Genomic DNA, 19,469 nt, shown 5'->3' on the forward strand with positions numbered 1-19,469 from the left:
GGCGCGCGTCAGCGTCTACGGTTCGGCCGGGGGCATCCGCCCCCGGACGGCGCGACGGCAGGGGGACACGATGGTCGGCACGCCGGTCACGTCACGATGGCGGGGTTTCTGGGAGCGCGGCGGGCTGTGGCGCGCGCTGCTGGTCACGGTCGTGTACCTCGCGCTCTACCTGCTCGCCGGGCTGCTCGTCGGCACATGGTTCGGTGACCTGGTCGACACCGACGACATCTTCGCGACGCCGCTCAGCGTGTTCCTCGGCCTGGCCGCGCCGCTGCTCGTCGGTGCCGTCGTGCTCACGGTGTTCCTCGTCTCGCTGCGCTGGTTCCCGGTGCTCTTCGCCCGCCAGGCGCTCCCCGGGCGTGGGTGGATGTGGGTGGCCCCGGCGCTCGTGCTCGTGCCGATCGTGCTGCGCGCCCTCGGGATCGACTACGCCACCTACGCCCCCGGGGTCGTCGCGACGGCCCTCGCGGCGGGCCTGCTCGTGGGGTTCGTCGAGGAGGTCCTGTGCCGCGGGATCGTCGTGACGATGCTGCGCCGCGGGGGCTGGTCGGAGTGGGCGGTGATGGTGGTGTCGTCCCTCGTGTTCGCCCTCCTGCACTCCGCGAACATCCTGTCGGGCATGCCCCTCGGCACGGTGGCCCTGACCGTGGTCTACACGTTCGGCTTCGGCACCGCCATGTACCTCACGCTGCGCGTGACCCGGAACCTCGTCTGGCCGATCCTGCTGCACGGGCTCTTCGACCCGCTGCTCTTCCTGTCCACCGGCGGGATCGACGAGGTCTCGGGCGGCGCCACGACCAACACCCTGGTCACCCTCGCCGGCCCGACGAACCTGCTGTTCGTCGCCCTCGGCATCGTCGGCCTGTTCCTCGCGCGCGCCGTGAACGCCCGCCGCACGGGTCAGGACACGCCGCTGCCCGCTTCCGCCTGAGCTCCCCGCGTCGCGGGCCGGCACCCGATATGTTCCCTGTCATGCCTCCCACCGCCCCCACGTTCGTGCTGGTCCACGGCGCCTTCGCCAACTCGTTCTCGTTCGCGCCGCTCCAGGCGGAGCTCGCGCTGCGGGGCCACCGCTCCCTGGCGGTCGACCTGCCCGGCCACGGCTTCGAGGCGACCTTCCCCGCCGCGTACCAGGCGCCGCAGGACGCCGCCGGGCTCGCCACCACGCCGGGGGCGATCAAGGGCGTGACGCTCGCCGACAACGCCGCCCGCGTGATCGAGGTGCTCGAGCGGGCGCGCGAGCACGGCCCCGTCGTGCTCGTCGGGCACAGCCGCGGCGGCGTCACGCTGACCGCGGTCGCCAACGCCCGGCCCGACCTGGTCGACCGCCTCGTGTACGTCTCCGCCTGGGCGCCCGTGGAGCTCGAGGCGGCCGCTTACAACGCCGAGCCGGAGATGGCGTCCGTGGACGCCGGCGCCCTGGTCGGGGCCCTGGCCGCGAACCCTGCGGACGTCGGCCTCCTGCGCTGCAACTTCCGCACCGCCGACCCGGAGGTCGTCGCGGGCCTCAAGGCCGTGTTCCACGCCGACGGCACGGACGACGAGTTCCGCGTCTTCCTCAACACGTTCCAGCCGGACGAGAACCTCGACGCCGGCACCGCCGACGACGTCGCGCAGGCCGCGACCTGGGGCACCGTGCCGCGCACCTACGTGCGCCTCACCGACGACGCGAGCCTCCCGCTCGCCATGCAGGACCGGCTGATCCGCGAGGGCGACACGCTCACGCCGGACAACCCCTACGACGTGCGGACGCTCAGCTCGAGCCACCTCGGCTGGCTGGTGCACCCGGCTCCCGCCGCCGAGCTCCTCGCAGAGGTCGCGGCGCGCTGAGCGGCGGGTGCAGCACCAGCACCACGACGATCGCCACCATGATCACGGCGGTGAGCGTGACAGGGATCGGCACCACCGGGTCGCACAGCACGAGCAGCGCGCCCACCGGGACCACCGTGTTGACCACGCGGTCGGCGTTGTCGCGGATCGCGATCCACCAGATGCCCAGCACGAACACGGCGATGGGGATCGTGACCGTGAACGACGCCCCCACGTCGCTCAGCGCGGTGTGCCCGGTGAGCGCGTCGATCTCCACCTCGATGCCCGCGGAGAACGCACCCGCCGCGGCGAAGACGAAGTAGTGCACATAGCCGTAGCGCAGCGACCGCGACAGCCGGGCCTCCTCCCCCAGGGCGCGGTGGTGCGGCGGCCAGAAGTAGATCCACCACAGCGCGGCGGTCACGACGACGGTCACCACCGCGACGGAGATCAGCGAGCCGAGGTCCTGCTCGTCGTGCAGTGCCTCGATGATGGCGTTCGACGACGCGAGCAGGCTCTCGCCGAGCAGGATCAGCGTGAACAGGCCGTACCGCTCGGTGATGTGGTGGGGGTGCCACGGCGTGCGGCCGCGGGTCTCCGCGACCACCGGGACCGCCAGCTCGGCTGCGGCGAGCACGACCCACGCCACCCCCTGCACCGCCTCGGGCAGCACCAGGAGGGCGAGCCAGCAGACCTGGACGACGGCGATGCCCGCCGCGTAGGCGCGCGTCGCGCCGCGCGTCGGCCCCGCCGTGCCCGAAGCGCGCAGCCACTGCACGATCATCGCCACGCGCATCACCACGTACCCGGCGATAACCACCGTGAAGTCGCCGTCGACGAACACCGGCTCGATCCCGGCCGCGAGCACCAGCACGCCGGCCATCTGGACCACGGTGAGGACGCGGTAGAGCCAGTCGTCGGTGTCGAACGACGTGGCGAACCAGGTGAAGTTCATCCACGCCCACCAGATCGCGAAGAACACCATCCCGTAGGCGGCCAGCCCGCCACCCACGTGCCCCTCGGTGAGCGCGTGGTGCAGCTGCACCGCGGCCGTGCTCACGGCGACCACGAAGACGAGGTCGAAGAACAGCTCGAGCGTGCTCGCCGTCCTGCCGGGCTCGTGCGGGTCGCGCGCCCGCATCGGCAGGAGGCGCGATCGGGCGGCGGTGGTCTCGGGGGTGCTCATCGCGCGGTCCTCCGTGGTGTCGGTGCGGGAGCCGCAGGACTCCGCGAGACATCGTGCACCCGGTGCGCCCGACGGGCCAGGCGTCCGGGGTGGCGGTTACGCTGCCGGGGATGTTCTCGGACCGCAGGCGTCGGCGTGCCGCCCGACGGGTCAGGCCCGGGGACGGCCATGCCCTGAAGCGCTACCGCTGGTGGCAGCCCCTGTCACGGGCGCTCTTCCACCTCGACCTCGTCGGCGACGACGGCCGGCCCGAGAGGTGGTCCGTCGACGTCCGGCTCTGGGGCGACTCGGACGACGGCGACGTGCGCGCCCGGCTGTACCGCGACGGCGTCCACCAGGCCACGTCGAAGCTTCCGGCCGAGCTCCCCGTCACCGGCGGCACCGTGCAGGTGGACAACAGCGGCTACGGGCTGCGGCGCTGCCACTACGTGGCCCCCGACGGGCGCGAGCGGCAGCTCACCCCCGACCCGGCGTCCGCCGAGGGCCGCCGCGCCCGCCTGGAGCGCGACCGACCGGGCCTGAGCCGCGGCATCGGGGTCGCGACCTGGGTGGTCCTGGCCCTCGCGCTGGTGCTCGGCGTCCCGCAGATCGTCGAGCAGGTCTCGCAGATCCCGCCGGTCGCGGAGCACTTCGGCACGTTCACGTCGCCCGTCCATCTCTCGGCGGGCCTCAACGTCGCGCTCCTCGTCGCCACGCTGGTGGCCAGCACGGAGCGCGCGCTGCGCCTGCGCTACCACTGGCTGCTCGACGGCGGCCTGTTCGGCGGCGAGGACTAGGGCTGTCGCAGAATGTCCTTGATGCCCGGTCTGGCATGCCGACCACCGTGGGTCGCCGCTCGCACGAGCCGACGCGCCCTCGGTCTACGACGTCGCGGGAGACCCTCATGAGCTCGTTCGATGTGCCGCTGGACGACGAACGCATCCAGCTCGATGCGTTCGTGGAGGAGTACCGGAGCGCGCTCGAGTCAACCCTCGACGGCCTCACCGAGGAGCAGGCCCGCCGCCGGCTCGTTCCGTCGTCGACGACGTTGCTCGGACTGCTCAAGCACGTCACATGGATGCAGCGGGTGTGGTTCGAGGAGTGCGTCGGCGGCACATCCCGTCGGACTCTCGGCCTGGTTCAGAGCCCGGAGGAGTCTTTCCGGCTCACCGACGTCGACACCGTCGCCTCCGTCACGGCGGCCCACCGCGCTGCCTGTGCGACGGCCCGGTCAATGGTCACCGACCTGCCTCTGGACACCGTCGCGACCGGCCACCGGGCCGGACCGCGAACGCTGCGCTGGGTGTACCTGCAGGTCCTGCGCGAGCTGGCCCACCACTGCGGGCACGCCGACATCCTGCGTGAGCAGCTCCTTGACGCCGAAGGGCTGTGACCCTCGGAGCCTGAGCCGAGCGCATGACCTGGGGCTACTCGGTCGGCATGGCCTCCCGCATCGCCTTGGCGGTGGCAGTGGGGTCGTACCCCGCGGGGACGCCCTCGACCAGGATGATGGCGCCCTCGATGTGCCGCGAGCGCAGCGGTGCGATCTCCTGGTACGCAGGTGAGTCCCACCAGGCCCGTGCCTCAGCGATCCCAGGGAAGCCGATCACCACGACGTGCCCCGGCCAAGCTCCTTCTTTCACCTCGTGCTGCGCAGCGTGCACGAGGAATCGGCCGCCGTGCGGCTCGAAGGTGGCGGTGATGCGCTCGATGTATTCCACGACCTCAGGGGCCGGGGCGGCCTCTTGCAGGTGCGCTATGACATAGGCGGGCATGGTGTCCTTCCAGTCGGTCGGGCTCCGTACGCCGCCGATCATGGCATCCGGAAGCATCCGGGCGAGACACGCGGCACCGACCCCACCAAGAATCACCGACGCTGGACGAATCACCGACGCTGGATCAGGGCTGGAACAGTCCTCGGTTCGCGCCACAGATGTCAGGACAAGAGCGAGCTCACCATGGTCGGCGACCGGGTGCACTCATCCTGCAAAGGTTCTGTAGAGCGATCGATATCTATTGACTTTCGATAGCCGGATGACCCACGCTCGTCCGCATGTCACGCACCCGACGTCTCGTCGTGCCGCTCCGCGCGCTGCTCGTCGCGACCTTCGCCGCCCTCGTCGTCACCCAGGTCGCCGTGCTGCCCGCGGCGTTCGCCCGGATGGCCGGCGAGTCACCTGACCTGGCGCCGCTGCGCTGGCCCCTCCTGGCGCTCGCCGTCGTCGGCCTCGCCTGCGTCGAGGCGGTCGTGGTCTGCACGTGGCGGCTGCTGACGATGGTCCGCGACGACCGGATCTTCTCCGACCACGCGCTCGTCTGGGTGAACGGCATCGTGGCCGCCGTCGCGGGCGCCTGGCTGCTGGTGCTCGGCGCGTTCGTGCTGCTCGTGGCCACCGAAGGGCTGGCCGGGCTGGCCGCGCTGCTCCTCGGGGTGCTGCTCGTCGGGGCCGCCGTCGGGCTGCTCATGGTCGTGCTGCGCGCGCTGCTGCGGCAGGCCACCGACCTGCGCACCGACCTCGACGGGGTGATCTGATGCCGATCGTCGTCCGTCTGGACGTCGAGCTCGCCCGTCGCAAGATGAGCGTCGGCGAGTTCGCGGAGCGCGTCGGGCTCACACCCGCCAACGTGGCCGTCCTCAAGAACGGGCGCGCCAAGGCGGTCCGGTTCGCCACCCTCGACGCCATGTGCCGGGTGCTCGGCTGCCAGCCGGGCGACCTGCTCGAGTGGGTCGACGACGAGGACGCGCCGGACGGGGGTGCCGGTGATGAGGGCTGACGTGCTCGTGGTCGGGGCGGGCCTCGCCGGGCTGTGGACCGCCACGGAGCTCGCGCGGCGGGGGCACGACGTCGTCCTCGCCGACCGGCGCACCCGCCTCGATGCCACCGTCCGCACCACGGGCATCTTCGTGCGCCGCACGCTCGAGGACTTCGACCTGCCGCCCGAGCACCTCGGCCCGCCGATCCGGCGGATGGTGCTCTACCCGCCGTCGCACCGGAACCCCGTGACCCTCGACAGCGCGCACGACGAGTTCCGCGTGGGCGACATGGCGCCGCTGTACCTGGAGCTGGCCACGCGCGCCGCCGCCGCCGGGGTGCGGCTCGAGCTGGGCACCCGGTACCTCGGGAGACAGGACGGCGCCCACCTGCTGCACGGCCCCGGCGGCCCGGTCGAGGTCCGCGCGACGTTCGTCGTCGGGGCCGACGGCGCCCGGTCCGCCGTCGCGCGCGAGCTGGGCCTGGATCGCAACCGCGAGCTGCTGGTCGGCGCCGAGGAGGTCTTCGCCGTCCCGCACCGCCCCGCGGCCGTGCCGGCGTTCCACTGCGTGCTCGACCCGCGGCTCGCACCCGGCTACCTGGCCTGGGTGCTCGACGACGGCCGGCACGCGCACGTGGGGGTCGCCGGCTACGCCGACCGCTACCCGCACGGTCTGCGCGACGCGCTACGACGGTTCGCCGCGAGCGCCCCCGGGCTCGCGGGGCTGCCCCGGCCGGAGGCGGTCGAGCGACGGGCCGGGCCGATCCCCGTCGGCGGGCTGCTGCGCCGCATCGCCGGGCCGCACGGGCTTCTCGTCGGCGACGCCGCGGGCGCCGTCTCGCCGCTCACGGCGGGCGGCCTCGATCCTTGCCTGCGGCTGTCCGCCCACGCGGCCGACGTCCTCGACCGCGCCCTGCGCACCGGCGACCGTCGTGAGCTCGCCGCCTACGACGGCGCAGCCCTGCGCGCCCGGTTCCGCGGGCGGCTCACGATGCGCCGCGGCCTGTCGCTGGTGCGCACGCCCGCCGTGGCCGCCGCCGGTGTCGCCGCGCTGCGCACGACTCCCGGTCGTGCTGCCGCGCGACGCATCCTCTTCGGGCACGGGTCCTTCCCGGAACCTCGAACCGCCGGCGCTCCACAGTTAAGGCTAGCGCGCTACCCTTAACCAGAGGGCGAGAGAGGAGAGGGCTACCGTGACCACCGACGAACCCACCCTGTGGGTGCGAGAAGTCCAGGTACCCGACCTCGGTGCGATGCGATCGGCCGACCGGCGCGGCGGCGCATACCGCCGCTATTTCCCTGCAGAGCTGGACATGCGGATGGCGCCGCTGCTGGACGCGGACGCCATGGAGGCCATCACCGACGTCTCAGCCGGCGTCGCCCGTACCGCGGAGCGGCTCCGTGACCGGCCACAGCCGATCCTCTACGCGACACTGGTGCGTTCCGAGTCCATCTCCTCCTCGTGGGTGGAAGGACTGCGCGAGACTCCCCGGAACGTCATGGTCGCCCAGCTGAAGGACCTGGATCCCGGGCTGGAGGGTTACCAGTTCGATCGGCTCGACACCGCCCACGCCATCCTCGGCAACCTGAACTCCGTGCGCGACGGCGTGGAGTCCCTCCGCGACCCGTGGGACGACACGTCGGTGCACGACATCCACCGGGCCATCGCGCCACACGTCCATATCGGTGGATACCGCGAGGTCGACGTCCAGATCGGAGGCTCGTCGAAGCTGACCGCGTCCTACGTCGCGCCGCCTGCCGACCGCGTGCCCCCACTCATGGGCAACCTGCTGGATTACGCCAACCGCAGCCCGGACAGCCCGCTGATCAAGGCGGCGCTGATCCATGCCCAGTTCGAGACGATCCATCCGTACGAGGACGGCAACGGGCGCACCGGACGTGTGCTCGTGCACGGCTACCTCGCCCGCGCCGCCGTCCTCGAACAGGGCGTGCTCCCGCTGTCCGTCGTGCTGCGCCGGGACACCGACGAGTACGTCCGCCGCCTCACGGACTTCCGGCACGGAGATCCGGTCGACAGGTCCGAGGCGGTCAGCCAGTTCGTCGCCTACTTCGCCGACATCCTGGCGGACGCGTGCGACGAGACCGAACGCATCATGATCGAGTCTGCCGAGGTGCAGCACGACTGGGCCGAGCGGGTGGCCCGTTTCCGCTCCGACTCGAGAGTGCACGATGCCCTGCGGATCCTCGCCGAACAACCCGTCATCACCGCCCGCTACCTCCAGCAGGCGCTCGGAACGTCCGGCGTCACCGCTCGGAAGGTGATCGACAACCTTCTCGAGGCCCAGATCCTGGAACCGTCCGGTGGCCGGTTCCGCCGCTCGGAGGTCTACCAGGCCCCGAGGCTTCTGCGGATGATGGATCGCCTGGTTCCCGGCATCCAGCCCACTGCCCTGCCGACGCCGCGACCTGCGAGGTAGCGCCGGGGTTCCCGGCGTCCCGGCGCAGGGCTAGGTTCATCCTGTGCCCCCGGTGGAATCGCTTTTCGCCTTCGCCCTCGCCTCGGTCGTGCTGATCGCGATCCCGGGGCCGAGCGTGCTGTTCGTCGTCGGTCGGTCGCTGTCGCTGGGCCGCCGGGGCGGGCTGCTGAGCGTGCTCGGCAACGAGCTGGGTTCGCTGGTGCCGATCACCGCCGTGGCGCTGGGCGTCGGCTCGGTCGTCGCGCAGTCCGTCGCGCTGTTCACCGTGGTCAAGCTGCTCGGCGCCGCGTACCTCGCCTACCTGGGTATCCAGGCGATCCGGCACCGGCGCGAGGGCACCGACGTCGCCGTCGACCCGAGGGTGCGGCCCGCGTCGTCGTGGACGACGCTGCGGCAGGGGTTCGTCGTCGGCGCGACCAACCCGAAGACGATCGTGTTCTTCGTCGCCGCGCTCCCCCAGTTCGTCGACTTCCACGCCGGCGCCGTGCCGCTGCAGATGCTCGTGCTCGGCCTCGTCTTCGCCCTGATCGCGCTGGTCTGCGACGGCGCGTGGGCGATCCTGGCCGGCACGGCGCGCGCGTGGTTCGCGCGGTCGCCGCGCCGGCTGTCCGCCGTCCGCGCCACCGGCGGCGGGATGATGCTCGGCCTCGCCGGCACCCTGGCACTGACGCCGGCGAAGGCGTGACCGGCCGGCCGCCTCAGACGGTGAGCAGCACCTTGGTGGCGCGGCGCTCGTCCATCGCCCGGTAGCCCTCGGCCGCCTGGTCGAGGGGCAGGGTCAGGTCGAAGACCTGGCCCGGGTCGATCTCCCGGTCCCAGATGAGCCGGACCAGCTCGGGCAGGAACCGGCGCACCGGGGCGGGGCCGCCGTGCAGGTGGATGCCGGCCATGAACATGTCGTCGCCAGGCAGGGCAACGTCGTGGGAGACGCCGACGAAGCCCATGTGCCCGCCGGGACGGGTGGAGTGCACGGCCTGCATCATGGACTCCTGCGTGCCGACGGCCTCGATCACCGAGTGCGCGCCGAGCCCGCCGGTCAGCTCCTTGATGCGGGCCACGCCCGCGGCCCCCCGCTCCTCGACGATGTCCGTGGCACCGAACCGGCGGGCCAGGGCCTGCCGGTCGGCGTGCCGGGACATCGCGATGATGCGCTCGGCGCCGAGCTGCTTCGCGGCGAGGACGCCGAGCAGCCCGACCGCGCCGTCGCCGACCACGGCGACGGTCTTGCCGGGGCCGGCCTCGGCGGCGACGGCGGCGAACCACCCGGTGCCGAGCACGTCGGACGCGGCGAGCAGCGACGGCACCAGGTCGTCGTCGGGCATCCCGGGCGTCGCGACGAGCGTGCCGTCGGCCAGGGGGATGCGCGCCCGCTCCGACTGGGTGCCGAGGGTGCCCATGAGCACCCGGTGCACGCAGTAGGCCTGGTAGCCGGACCGGCAGATCTCGCAGGTGTTGTCCGACGCCCAGAACGAGCCCACGACGAAGTCGCCGACCTTGACGGTCCTCACGTCCGCGCCGATCTCCTCGACCACGCCGACGTACTCGTGGCCCATGACGGCGTCGTGGACGTCCTCCACGCCACGGTACGGCCACAGGTCGGACCCGCAGATGCAGGTCGCCGTGACCCGGATGATCGCGTCGGTGGGCTCGATGATCGTGGGGTCGTCGCGCTCTTCGACGCGCACGTCGCCGGGGGCGTGCAGGATGACTCCGCGCATGGTGGTGCTCCGTTCGGGTTGCTCGTTCGGGGTGGTCAGGGCTGGTCAGGAGTGGACGAGGTCCGCGTCGAGGTCGATGCGGTGGACGCCAGGCGCCGCGGCGCGCGGACGCCCGGCGAGCACGAGGAAGGCGACGGCCGCGAGGGCGACGGCGACGACGGTGACGAGGCCCAGGGGCAGGATCGTCGCCGCGCCGGCGAGCCCGACCAGCGGCGCGGCCACGCCGCCGAGGCCGAACCGCACCATGCCGAGCAGGGAGGACGCCGTGCCGGCCAGCCGCGGATAGCCGACGAGGGCCAGCGTCGTCGCGGGCGGGGAGGTCGTGGCCACGCCGCTCGCCAGCGCCAGCAGCGACACGATGACGACCCACAGCGGCATCGCCACCAGCCCGGACACCAGCAGCCCGACGGCGCCGAGGCCGGCGAGGCCGGTGCCGACGGCGAGGCTGCCGGGCAGGCTCCAGCGCTCCGCGGCCCGGCCCGCGAGGAACCCGCAGACCATGAAGCCGGCGGAGTTCAGGCCGAACGCGAGCGCGTACCCCTGCGGGGACAGCCCGTAGATGCCCTGCAGCACGAACGTCGCCCCGGACAGGTAGGCGAACAGCGCCGCGTACATGAAGCCCTGATGCAGCACCGCGCCGACGAACACCCGGTCGGACAGCAGCACCCGGAAGTCGCGGCCGGTCTGCGCGAAGCCCCCGGTGGTGCGGCGGTCGGCGGGCAGCGTCTCCGGGAAGGCGACGAGCGCCGCGACGAGGATGGCCGCGCCCGCGGCAGCGAGGAAGACGAACAGGCCGCGCCAGTCGGTCACCGTGTCCAGCTGCCCGCCCAGCAGCGGGCCGACGATCGCCGCGAGTCCCCCGACCACCGTCAGGCGGCCGTAGAAGCGGATCAGAGCGCCACCCTCGAAGACGTCGCGGCCCGCAGCCTGCGCGATGACGATGCCGACGCCGCCGGCGAGGCCTTGCACGAAGCGGGCGCCGATCAGCAGCTCCACGGTAGGGCTGACCGCGCACAGGGCCGACGTCGCCACATAGGCGACGACCCCGACCAGCAGCACGCCGCGCCGCCCGAACCGGTCCGACAGCGGCCCCGCGACGAGCTGCCCGAGGGCGAGCCCCACGAGGCAGGCGGTCACGGTGAGCTGGGCGACCGACGTCGCCGCCCCGAGGTCCGCCGTCAGCGCGGGCAGCGCCGGGAGGTACAGGTCCATGGAGATCGGCCCGAAGACGGTGAAGAGGAGCAGCAGTGCGGGAGCGGGCATGTCCACCAGCGTCCGCCGCGCAGCCGCGCGGCGGGAGTCCCTGACGAACCGTGTACCGCCAGTACACCCTTCACGGCCGCCGCGACGCCGCGTCCGTGCCTAGCCTGGCGGCATGGACAACCGAGCCGAGGTGCGCGAGTTCCTCATGTCGCGCCGCGCCAAGGTGACCCCGGACGCGGTGGGCCTGCCCGGCGGGTCGAACCGGCGCGTGCCCGGGCTGCGCCGCAGCGAGGCGGCCATGCTGGCCGGGGTCAGCGTCGAGTACTACGCGAAGCTCGAGCGGGGCGCCATCGCGGGCGCGAGCGCGTCCGTGCTCGACGCCGTGTCCCGCGCCCTGAACCTGGACGACGCCGAGCGGGCGCACCTGCTCGACCTCGCGCGGGCGGCCGACGGCATCCCGACGTCCGGGCGCTCGCGCGGCCGGACGACCAGGCCCGGCGCCCCGCGACCGAGCCTGCAGTGGGCGCTGGAGGCGATCACCGACGCCGTCGCGTTCGTCCGCGACCCGCGGCAGAACCTGCTCGCCACCAACGCGCTCGGCCGCGGGTTCTACGCCCCCGTCATCGGGGACGGCGGACGCACGCCCAACCTGGCCCGGTTCCAGTTCCTCGACCCCGCGGCGCGCGACTTCTACCCGGACTGGGACCTCATGGCCGAGATGTGCGTGGCAGTGATGCGCGGCGAGGCGGGCCGGAACCCGCACGACAAGGCGTTCCAGGACCTGGTGGGCGAGCTGTCCACCCGCAGCGAGACGTTCCGCACCCTCTGGGCCGCGCACGACGTCCGCATCCACGGCACGGGCACCAAGCGCTTCCACCACCCCGTCGTCGGGGAGCTGACCCTCGCCTTCGAGGAGCTCGCCATCACCGCCGAGCCCGGCCAGGTCCTGCTCGTCTACACGGCGGAGCCCGGTTCGCCGTCGGCCGAGCGGCTGCGGCTGCTGGCGTCGTGGGGCGCTGCCGCGGACCCCGCCGACGTCGCCGCCGGACAGGCCGGCTGACGGTCCGGCACGCGACGAACCGGAGCCGCCTCCCGGGCAGAGCTCACCCGGCCCGCGGCGAGGGGGTCCGCGCGGGTCACCTTCCTGCCATCCACATGAATGCCGTCCGGGAGAACCCGCAACTGCGCCCTGGCAGGATGGCCGTCTCCCCACGAAGGACGGACACCATGGCCTACTTCCGCCGCACCGGCGCGACGACGTTCCAGCCCACCGAGCACGTGGGCGGCGCCTGGAAGACCGACGAGCAGCACGTGGCGCCGACGCTCGGGCTGCTCACCCACCTGGTGGAGGCGGACCGGGAGAAGCGCGGCCGTGACGACCTGGTGGCCACCCGGCTGACGTTCGACATCTGGGGCCCGTACCGCCTCGAGGAGATGACCACCGACGTGCGCGTGCTGCGCCCGGGGCGCGGCGTCGAGCTGGTGGAGGCGGGGGTCGTGTGCGGCGGGCGGCGGGTCGTGACGGTGCGCGCGTGGCTCACCGCGACCGGCGACACCACCGAGCTCGCCGGGGGTGCACCCGCGCCGCTACCGGGGCCGGACGAGACGCCCGCGTGGGACCCGACGACCGACTGGCCGGGCGCCTTCGTCGCGTCGATCGACGTGCGCCGCACCCTGGACGAGCCGGGCCGCGGCACCGTCTGGGTGCGCACCGGCCACCCGCTCGTGGAGGACGAAGAGGTGAGCGCCCTCGCCCGCACGGTCGGGCTGTTCGACGTCGCGAACGGGATGACGGTGCGCGCCGACCCGCGGAAGGTCGCCTTCCCCAACGTGGACCTCTCGACGCACCTGCACCGCGCCCCCGAGGGCGGCTGGCTCGGTCTGGACACGTCCGTCGTGTTCGGTGCCGACGGCGCCGGCCTCACGTCCAGCGTGCTCCACGACGAGCGCGGCGCGTTCGGCGCCCTCGCGCAGGGACTGGTCGTGAGAGGCCTGACCCCGTGAGCGCGCGCACCGTGTCGACACACGGTGTCGGCGCGGGCGTGTCACACCGGCGTGTCAGGCCGGGGCGGCGTCCTCGCGCGCGTTCTCGACCCGGCGCTTGACCAGCTCCACCACGCGGCCGAGGTTGAGCGTCCATCCGACGCCGAAGACGTGCGGGCTGAGCAGGTGCTCGCCCTCCGGGTCCCACACGCGCTCGCGGAACCGCTCGGCGGTCGGGACGCGGAACTCGTAGGGGACGAACCCGGCGACCGTGCCGTGCCAGGTGCGGTCCTCCTTGTCCTTCTGCAGCTCCTTGGTGACCGCCGCGACGACCAGCGCCACCATGACCAGCTGGAACAGGTTCGGCCCCTTCCGCTTCCGGTCGGGCTTCTCCTGCGGCTTGCCCTGCAGCTTCGTGTGCTGCTTGTCGTGCTGCGTGCCCATCTCGGCCTCCGCTGGTCGTCGTCGTCAGGTCCTCCCATCGTGCACCCGACGGGCGCGCCGTTCAGCGCCGGGGTCGGGTGAGAAGGACGGCGGCCGCCGCGACGACGCACACCACGGCCGTCGTGAGCAGCCCCACGGAGAACGACGTCCCCGCGGCGATGAACCCGACCACGAGCGACCCCAGCCCGGTCCCGGCGTCGAACCCGATGTTCCACACGGCGCTCGCGGTGCTGTGCTGCCGCGCCGGGACGGCCGCGAACGCGGCGACGAGCGTGAGGTTCTGCAGGCTGCCGTAGGAGACGCCGACGATCGTCATGCCGAGCACGAGGACGGCCGGCCGGGCGCCGCCCTCGGCGATCGCCCACGCGCACAGCACCAGGCCGCCCGCGCACACCGCCAGCAGGGGCGCGAGGAAGACGCGGGGCCCGAACCGGTCGGCGAGCCCGCCCACGCCCCAGCGCGCGAGGGCGGTCGCGGCGGTGAAGCCGAGCAGCCCCGCCACGGCGGCGCCCGCTCCCCCGGCGAACTGCGGCGCGAACGTCAGCAGCGCCCCGCCCGGCGTCGTCACCGCGAGCAGCACCAGCGACGGCATCACCAGGGCGAGCAGGACGCGCCCGCGCCCGGGCCCCTGGTCGTCGACCTGCCCGAAGCTCGCGGCGTCGGCGTCGGCCTTGGCGTCCAGGGCGTCGAGGCACCGGCCGAGCACCGCGGCGAACGGCACCGCGAGCACCGGCAGGGCACCGAGGGCGAAGACGACGCGGAAGTCGAGCGTCTCGGCGACCCATGCCGCGCTCGGCACCAGCACCAGCTGCGGGAACGCGATCGACAGGCCGTACAGCCCGATGGCGCGGCCGTGCCGCGGCCCGTCGACGAGCGCGGCGACGGCGCTCGACCCGCACACGGTCAGCACCGCGAACCCCGTGCCGCGCACGGCCGAGAACGCCAGCAGCCAGCCGAGCTGGTCGGTCACCATGAACAGCAGCGACGGCACGCCGAGCAGCAGCACGCCCGCCGACATGGTGAGCCGCCACCCCACCCGCCGCAGCAGCCACGGCACGGTGGTCTGCGTGAGCACGGTGGCGAGCATGAGCACCGCGTTGACGAGGCCGGCGCCGCCCTCGCTCGCTCCCCCGTGCACCGCCCACAGCGGCGCGGCCGGCAGCAGCAGCGCGTAGCCCGAGAAGCCCAGCGCCGACATCGCCAGCAGGGGCCGGAACCCCGGCACGCGGGCGACGGACGACGAGGGCTGCGGGGCGGGACGGCGCATCGGGCGAACCTATCGCGCGGCCCCGCCCCCGTCGGGGTCAGGAGACCCCGACGTCAGAGCACCTTCCATGGGCCGTGCTTCGTGCCGCCCGGCTCCTGGTTGCGCGTCCACCACTTCGCCTCGTACCGCACGCCGTCGTGCACGACGACGTCGCCCGTGTCGAAGATCCGCGACGCCGTCCACACGGCCGTGCCGTCGCCGCCGCGCACGAGCTCCTGCCACGACCCGTGCACCGAGGCGCCCGGCTCCTGGCCACGGGTCCACCAGGTGGCGGCGAACTGCCCGCCGTCGTGGAAGACCACGTCACCGTCGTCGTAGGTCGCCGCCGCGTCCCACGTGGGCTCCGCGTCGCCGGGCACCTTCGCCAGCACCTCGATCTCGCTGACGATCATGTGGGTGTCCTCGTGCGCCGTCATGGCCACACGCACCGCGTCGGCGTGCACGTCCGCGGGGACGTCGGCCACCAGCGTCGCGTCGTCGGTGGCTGCCTCGCCCACGGCCTGCCAGGCACCGTCGACCCGCGCCTCGACCGTGACGCCCGTCGCCCAGCTCCGGTGGCCGCCGTCCCGGTAGAACCGGGTCACGACGCCGGTCACGTCGCGCGCGACCGGGAGCGTCACGGTGAGCGTGTCCTCGGGGTTCTTGGCGTCCGAGCGCCAGTTGGACCAGCCCTTGTCGGACGTGTCGCCGTTGATGACGCGCGACGCCGGGTAGCCGGGCTCGGTGGAGGTGGCCGACGCCGTGGTGCCCTCGGCCAGCGCGGCGTTCGCCTCCCCCGGCGCGGTGACCAGCACCCGCACCGTGGCGGGCAGCGTGCCGCCCGCGCCGTCGTCGGCCGCGCCGGTCAGCTCGACCACGCCGAGCTCGTCGAACGCCCCCGCGGGGACGTCGTCCCAGGTCACCGGGCGCTGCACCTCGTCGCCGCCGGCCGCGACGGCGGTGACGGCGCCGGGCAGGTCGACCGCCGCTGCGTCCTCGCCCGCGTACGCCTCGGCGCGAGCCGTCTCGGTCCGCTCGAGCGTGTCGACCAGCACGGTGGCGGTCGCCTCGACCGTGCCGCCGGCCGGGACCTGCACCGTGCCGGTGACCTCGACCGTGCCGGCCTGCGCCCACGCGTCGTCACCGGGCAAGTCCCACGCCACGGGCAGCTCGCCGCGCGCGCCGCCCGGGTAGACGGGCGTCACGACGCCCGGCAGCTCGGGCGCGACGCCCGGCGTGGTGAACACGTCCACCGGCTCCGTGCCCAGCACCGTCTCGTCGACGACGGCCCAGCGCTGGTTCGCGCCCGACGTGGCCCGGTAGGTCCCGACGGGCGAGCCGTCGGCCGTGGCCTCGCCACCCACCTCGAGCAAGGTGCGGGACGACGCGTTGACCAGGGTGAACGTGCCGTCGCCGGTCGTGGAGAGGATCCAGCGCGCGGCCTCGGGCGTGTCGGCGGGGTCGGCCGGGGCGTCCGCGAGCACCGCGGAGGTGTCGTCGCCCACGGCGAGCTGCTGGCCCGTCGCCACGTTGGTCACGGCGTACCGGGTGCGGTGCGAGCCGGAGCCCTCCGGGGCGCCCAGGTCGTCGAGCGTCCACAGCTGCTCGGCCGCGGCCGGGTCGTCGGTCACGATCTGCAGGGCGCCGCCCGCGGGCGCGAGCGAGCGGTCCGACTGCGCGCCGTCGATCCGGAAGACGTGGCCGTCCTGCGCCAGCGGCGCGTCGTCCGCGACGCCCGAGACGCCGTCGACGACGAACGTCGTCACCGACTCCGCCGGCACGGCGAGGGTGGCCGCGGCATCCTCGACGGCCACGGGCTCGCCCTCGACCAGGTAGCCGTCGGTGCTGGTGGTCACCGGCGTGACCGTCGCGCCCGCGGTGTCGGCGAAGCCCGACAGGTCGAGCGTGACGTCGCGCGCCGCCGTCGTGTCGTTGACGTGCACGACGGTCGCCGCGTCGCCCGCGGCGGACACGGCCGCGGTGCTGTCCGCGTCGTCGACCCCCACCAGCCGGTCCCCCGGCGCGATGTAGTGCGTGAAGTTCTGGGTGACCCAGTACTTGGTGTTGGTGTAGATCGGGCAGGTCTCGAGCGTGTCGTCCTCGGTGCACGAGAACGAGAGCTGGATCTCGCCCCAGTTGCCGCCCTCGGGGCTCTCCCCGCCGGGCGCCATGTTGTCGTAGTCCTCCACGGGCTGCCAGAACACCCACGCGGACGGCTCCAGCTCGCGCAGGTCGTCGGCGATCTGGTGCGCGCTGCCGAGGCCGGACTCCATGGACTCGAAGTCCTGCCCGGTGCTCGACCAGGAGCCGCCCACCTCGCTCATCCACAGGGGCTTGTCCTCGCCCTTGGCGATGTCGCGCACCGACGTGCGCTGGCCCGTGCCGTACGTGTGCACGTTGAGCTGGGACACCTGGTCGCGCACGGCGTCCGGGTAGGAGTTCCAGTTGGTGGCGAAGCGGCCCGGGTTGGTCTCGTCCATCGCCGAGATCACCGCGTCCGTGCCGGAGCCGTCGAGGGCGTCCGCGAGCGCCGGGATCACCTGCTGCTGCAGCTCGGGGCCCATGTGGGCGCCCTCCTGCCGGCCGCCCGTCGGGTTGCCGTCCGCGCCGAGCCGGGTGCCCCAGTAGTCGGTGTTCGGCTCGTTGAACGGGTCGATCGTGTCGACGTCGATACCGTGCGCGTCCTCGAGCCGCTCGGTGGCGCCCACCAGGTACTGCGCGAAGTCGTCGATGCTGCCGGGCTTCAGCTGGTCGGTGCCGGCGTCGAAGTTCCCGGAGACGTAACCGGACTCCGTCATGAACCACGGCGGGGAGTTGCTGAACGCCTCCCAGTGCGTCACGTCGTCCTTGATGCGGTCCACCCACCAGCGCTGCGTGGCGTCCGCGTCGGCGTCCCAGTGCTCCGGGTCCGCCGGGTCCCACCAGTCCACGTCCTCGCGGGTGGTGCCCTCGGGCGCCTGCCACCAGCCGTCGACGGCGCCGCCCGCGCGCAGGTAGTCGGGCACGTCGGGGGCGTTGCCGCCGCCGATGTTGTACCGCGCGATGTTGAGGTTCAGCCCCTCGTCGCCGAACACCATGTCGGCGAGGCGGTCCCGGATCTCGTCCGGGTAGCCGCCCGTCGCGTTGGCGAACCACACGAGGCTGGTGCCCCAGCCCTCGAACGGCTCCCCCGCGTAAGACGGGTCCGGGCGGACCGTCACCCCGGCGGCGTCGACGGCGGTCGCGGTGGAGGCGGCGGTGGCGGCGGTCGTCGCCGGCTGCGCGGACGCCGGGACCAGCCCCGCCGCCAGCAGCGCGCCGGCCGCCCCGGTGACGACGGCGAGCCGCCGTCGTGCGTTCCTTCTCGTCGGGCTCATCGGTGAACCTCTCTCTCGCGTCGGTGCGATGGGTGGGGTCGTGCGACGGGTATGCGATCTGGTGGTGCGGTCTGGTGGTGCGGATCAGTCCGTCCGGCCCGCGGGGGCGGACGGCGGGGCGAGCAGGAAGGCGGGCGCGGCGAGGCCGGCGGCGGCGAACGCGGCGGCTACCTCCGCCACGACGGCGTCCACGTCACCCGCGCGCACGAGCGCGAGGGTCGAGCCACCGAAGCCGCCGCCGGTCATGCGGGCGCCGAGCGCACCGGCCGCGAGGCTCGCGGCCACCGCCAGGTCGAGCTCGGGCACGGTGACCTCGAAGTCGTCGCGGAGGGAGGCGTGCGACGCGGTCATCAACGGCCCGACCTCGACGTACGCCCCCGCCCGCACGAGCTCGGCGACGTGCGCCGTGCGCGCCGTCTCGGTCACGACGTGCCGCACGCGGCGGCGCAGCACGCCGTCCGGGTCGTGCGGGACCAGCGCGGCGAGCGCGTCGTCCAGGGATCCCGGGACGACCTCGCGCAGGCTGCCGAGGCCCAGCAGCGCGGCGGCCCGCTCGCACGACGCGCGCCGCGCCGCGTACTGGCCGTCGACGAGCTGGTGCGGCGCCCGCGTGTCGACCGCCAGCAGCGTGAGCCCGGCACCGGCCAGGTCCCACGGCAGCCGGACGGCGTGCTCCTCGGGCGCGAGGCCGGGACGGAAGTCGAGCAGCAGCGCCTCCCCTGCGCGGCACAGCAGCGAGACGGACTGGTCGAGCCCGCCCGTCGCCGCGCCGGCCACGTCGTTCTCCGCGCGCACGCACGCCGCGACCAGGCGGGACCGGCCGGCGATGGTGCCGCCCAGGCCGAGCCCGTGCACGTCGTCGAGCGCCACGGCGACCGCGCTCTCCAGCGCGGCGGAGCTCGACAGCGAGGCACCGAACGGCACGCACGAGTCGACGGCCGCGTCGAAGCCACCGACGCCGTGCCCTGCCTGGCGCAGCGCCCACGCGACGCCCGCGAGGTACGCGCCCCACCCGGGGGTCGTGCCCACGGCCGGGTCCATGTCGTCGAGGTCGGCCTCCCACAGCCCGTCGGCCTGCGCCGACGCCAGGCGGACGACGCCGTCCGGCCGCGGCCGCAGCGCGACGTACGTGCGGTGCGGGAGCGCCGTGGGCAGGCACAGGCCGGCGTTGTAGTCGGTGTGCTCCCCGATGAGGTTCACGCGCCCCGGCGCGGACCACACGCCCGCGGGCGGACCGGCCGGGTCCTCGCCGAACGCCCGGGCGAAGAGCTCCCGGGCCCGCCGCGCGCCGTCGGCGGGCGACCAGGCGTCGTGCCAGGCGGCGGCCGTCGCGGCCTGTGCTCCCGTGGTCAT

Annotated in this window: 19 protein-coding genes; 11 read left to right on the forward strand and 8 right to left on the reverse strand. The window is 73.8% G+C overall.

The annotated features are described in order from the left end of the window. Positions 1-70: 70 nt before the first annotated feature. The gene (locus tag B5Y66_RS09810) at positions 71-931 is read left to right on the forward strand and encodes a CPBP family intramembrane glutamic endopeptidase (protein WP_079573944.1); all 861 of its coding nucleotides are present in this window, start codon (positions 71-73) and stop codon (positions 929-931) included. Positions 932-972: 41 nt separating this feature from the next. Beyond that, the gene (locus tag B5Y66_RS09815; protein ID WP_079573946.1) at positions 973-1,830 is read left to right on the forward strand and encodes an alpha/beta fold hydrolase; all 858 of its coding nucleotides are present in this window, start codon (positions 973-975) and stop codon (positions 1,828-1,830) included. Here B5Y66_RS09815 and B5Y66_RS09820 read toward each other — a convergent pair. Next, entirely contained in the window at positions 1,754-2,995 is a 1,242-nt protein-coding gene (locus B5Y66_RS09820; RefSeq protein ID WP_217700770.1) for a low temperature requirement protein A, read from the reverse strand. The genes B5Y66_RS09815 and B5Y66_RS09820 overlap by 77 nt on opposite strands. A gap of 110 nt (positions 2,996-3,105) precedes the next feature. Here B5Y66_RS09820 and B5Y66_RS09825 point away from each other — a divergent pair, with 110 nt between their 5' ends. Then, positions 3,106-3,771 (forward strand): hypothetical protein, encoded by a 666-nt coding sequence (locus B5Y66_RS09825; protein WP_079574451.1) that lies wholly within the window; start codon positions 3,106-3,108, stop codon positions 3,769-3,771. Positions 3,772-3,893: 122 nt separating this feature from the next. Further along, positions 3,894-4,367 carry a DinB family protein gene (locus B5Y66_RS09830; protein WP_322788696.1) on the forward strand — a complete coding sequence of 158 codons (474 nt, stop codon included), beginning with the start codon at positions 3,894-3,896 and terminating at the stop codon, positions 4,365-4,367. A gap of 34 nt (positions 4,368-4,401) precedes the next feature. Here B5Y66_RS09830 and B5Y66_RS09835 read toward each other — a convergent pair whose 3' ends face one another. Beyond that, positions 4,402-4,863 carry a DUF1330 domain-containing protein gene (locus B5Y66_RS09835; protein ID WP_217700771.1) on the reverse strand — a complete coding sequence of 154 codons (462 nt, stop codon included), beginning with the start codon at positions 4,861-4,863 and terminating at the stop codon, positions 4,402-4,404. 164 nt (positions 4,864-5,027) lie between these two features. Here B5Y66_RS09835 and B5Y66_RS09840 point away from each other — a divergent pair, with 164 nt between their 5' ends. Genes B5Y66_RS09840 through B5Y66_RS09860 form a run of 5 tightly spaced genes read left to right on the forward strand, consistent with a single transcriptional unit; the run spans position 5,028 to position 8,851 of the window. Continuing rightward, positions 5,028-5,507 carry a DUF2975 domain-containing protein gene (locus B5Y66_RS09840; protein ID WP_079573950.1) on the forward strand — a complete coding sequence of 160 codons (480 nt, stop codon included), beginning with the start codon at positions 5,028-5,030 and terminating at the stop codon, positions 5,505-5,507. Then, positions 5,507-5,749, forward strand: a complete 243-nt coding sequence (locus B5Y66_RS09845; RefSeq protein WP_079573952.1) for a helix-turn-helix domain-containing protein — start codon at positions 5,507-5,509, stop codon at positions 5,747-5,749. Before B5Y66_RS09840 ends, B5Y66_RS09845 begins: the two co-directional genes overlap by 1 nt. Next, positions 5,739-6,893, forward strand: coding sequence for an NAD(P)/FAD-dependent oxidoreductase (locus tag B5Y66_RS09850; RefSeq protein WP_079573954.1), 1,155 nt, complete (start codon positions 5,739-5,741; stop codon positions 6,891-6,893). The genes B5Y66_RS09845 and B5Y66_RS09850 overlap by 11 nt, the downstream gene beginning before the upstream one ends. Positions 6,894-6,921: 28 nt before the next feature. Next, on the forward strand, positions 6,922-8,166 hold the full coding sequence (locus tag B5Y66_RS09855) for a Fic family protein (RefSeq protein ID WP_079573956.1): 1,245 nt from the start codon (positions 6,922-6,924) through the stop codon (positions 8,164-8,166). A 43-nt stretch (positions 8,167-8,209) separates the two neighbouring features. Beyond that, positions 8,210-8,851: a LysE family translocator gene (locus B5Y66_RS09860; RefSeq protein ID WP_079573958.1), complete on the forward strand. Its 642-nt coding sequence runs from the start codon at positions 8,210-8,212 to the stop codon at positions 8,849-8,851. Between the two features lie 13 nt (positions 8,852-8,864). Here the strand turns inward: B5Y66_RS09860 and B5Y66_RS09865 are convergent, their stop codons facing one another. Next, complete coding sequence (locus tag B5Y66_RS09865; RefSeq protein ID WP_079573960.1) at positions 8,865-9,884, reverse strand: zinc-dependent alcohol dehydrogenase family protein; 1,020 nt, start codon at positions 9,882-9,884, stop codon at positions 8,865-8,867. A gap of 45 nt (positions 9,885-9,929) precedes the next feature. After that, positions 9,930-11,147, reverse strand: coding sequence for a multidrug effflux MFS transporter (locus B5Y66_RS09870; RefSeq protein ID WP_079574457.1), 1,218 nt, complete (start codon positions 11,145-11,147; stop codon positions 9,930-9,932). A gap of 112 nt (positions 11,148-11,259) precedes the next feature. Here B5Y66_RS09870 and B5Y66_RS09875 point away from each other — a divergent pair, with 112 nt between their 5' ends. Then, positions 11,260-12,147: a helix-turn-helix domain-containing protein gene (locus tag B5Y66_RS09875; protein WP_079573962.1), complete on the forward strand. Its 888-nt coding sequence runs from the start codon at positions 11,260-11,262 to the stop codon at positions 12,145-12,147. A 167-nt stretch (positions 12,148-12,314) separates the two neighbouring features. Then, positions 12,315-13,091 carry a thioesterase family protein gene (locus B5Y66_RS09880; protein ID WP_079573964.1) on the forward strand — a complete coding sequence of 259 codons (777 nt, stop codon included), beginning with the start codon at positions 12,315-12,317 and terminating at the stop codon, positions 13,089-13,091. A gap of 54 nt (positions 13,092-13,145) precedes the next feature. Here the strand turns inward: B5Y66_RS09880 and B5Y66_RS09885 are convergent, their stop codons facing one another. From B5Y66_RS09885 to galK, 4 genes are all read right to left on the reverse strand, one after another. Continuing rightward, the gene (locus B5Y66_RS09885) at positions 13,146-13,514 is read right to left on the reverse strand and encodes a DUF5808 domain-containing protein (RefSeq protein ID WP_245807032.1); all 369 of its coding nucleotides are present in this window, start codon (positions 13,512-13,514) and stop codon (positions 13,146-13,148) included. 61 nt (positions 13,515-13,575) lie between these two features. Next, positions 13,576-14,781 carry an MFS transporter gene (locus tag B5Y66_RS09890; RefSeq protein WP_079573966.1) on the reverse strand — a complete coding sequence of 402 codons (1,206 nt, stop codon included), beginning with the start codon at positions 14,779-14,781 and terminating at the stop codon, positions 13,576-13,578. 53 nt (positions 14,782-14,834) lie between these two features. Beyond that, positions 14,835-18,116, reverse strand: coding sequence for an RICIN domain-containing protein (locus tag B5Y66_RS09895; protein ID WP_079573969.1), 3,282 nt, complete (start codon positions 18,114-18,116; stop codon positions 14,835-14,837). Positions 18,117-18,200: 84 nt separating this feature from the next. Further along, complete coding sequence (gene galK / locus B5Y66_RS09900) at positions 18,201-19,469, reverse strand: galactokinase (protein ID WP_079573971.1); 1,269 nt, start codon at positions 19,467-19,469, stop codon at positions 18,201-18,203.

Origin of the sequence: Krasilnikoviella flava (genome assembly GCF_900167525.1) — a bacterium.
GTDB lineage: Bacteria > Actinomycetota > Actinomycetes > Actinomycetales > Cellulomonadaceae > Isoptericola > Isoptericola flavus.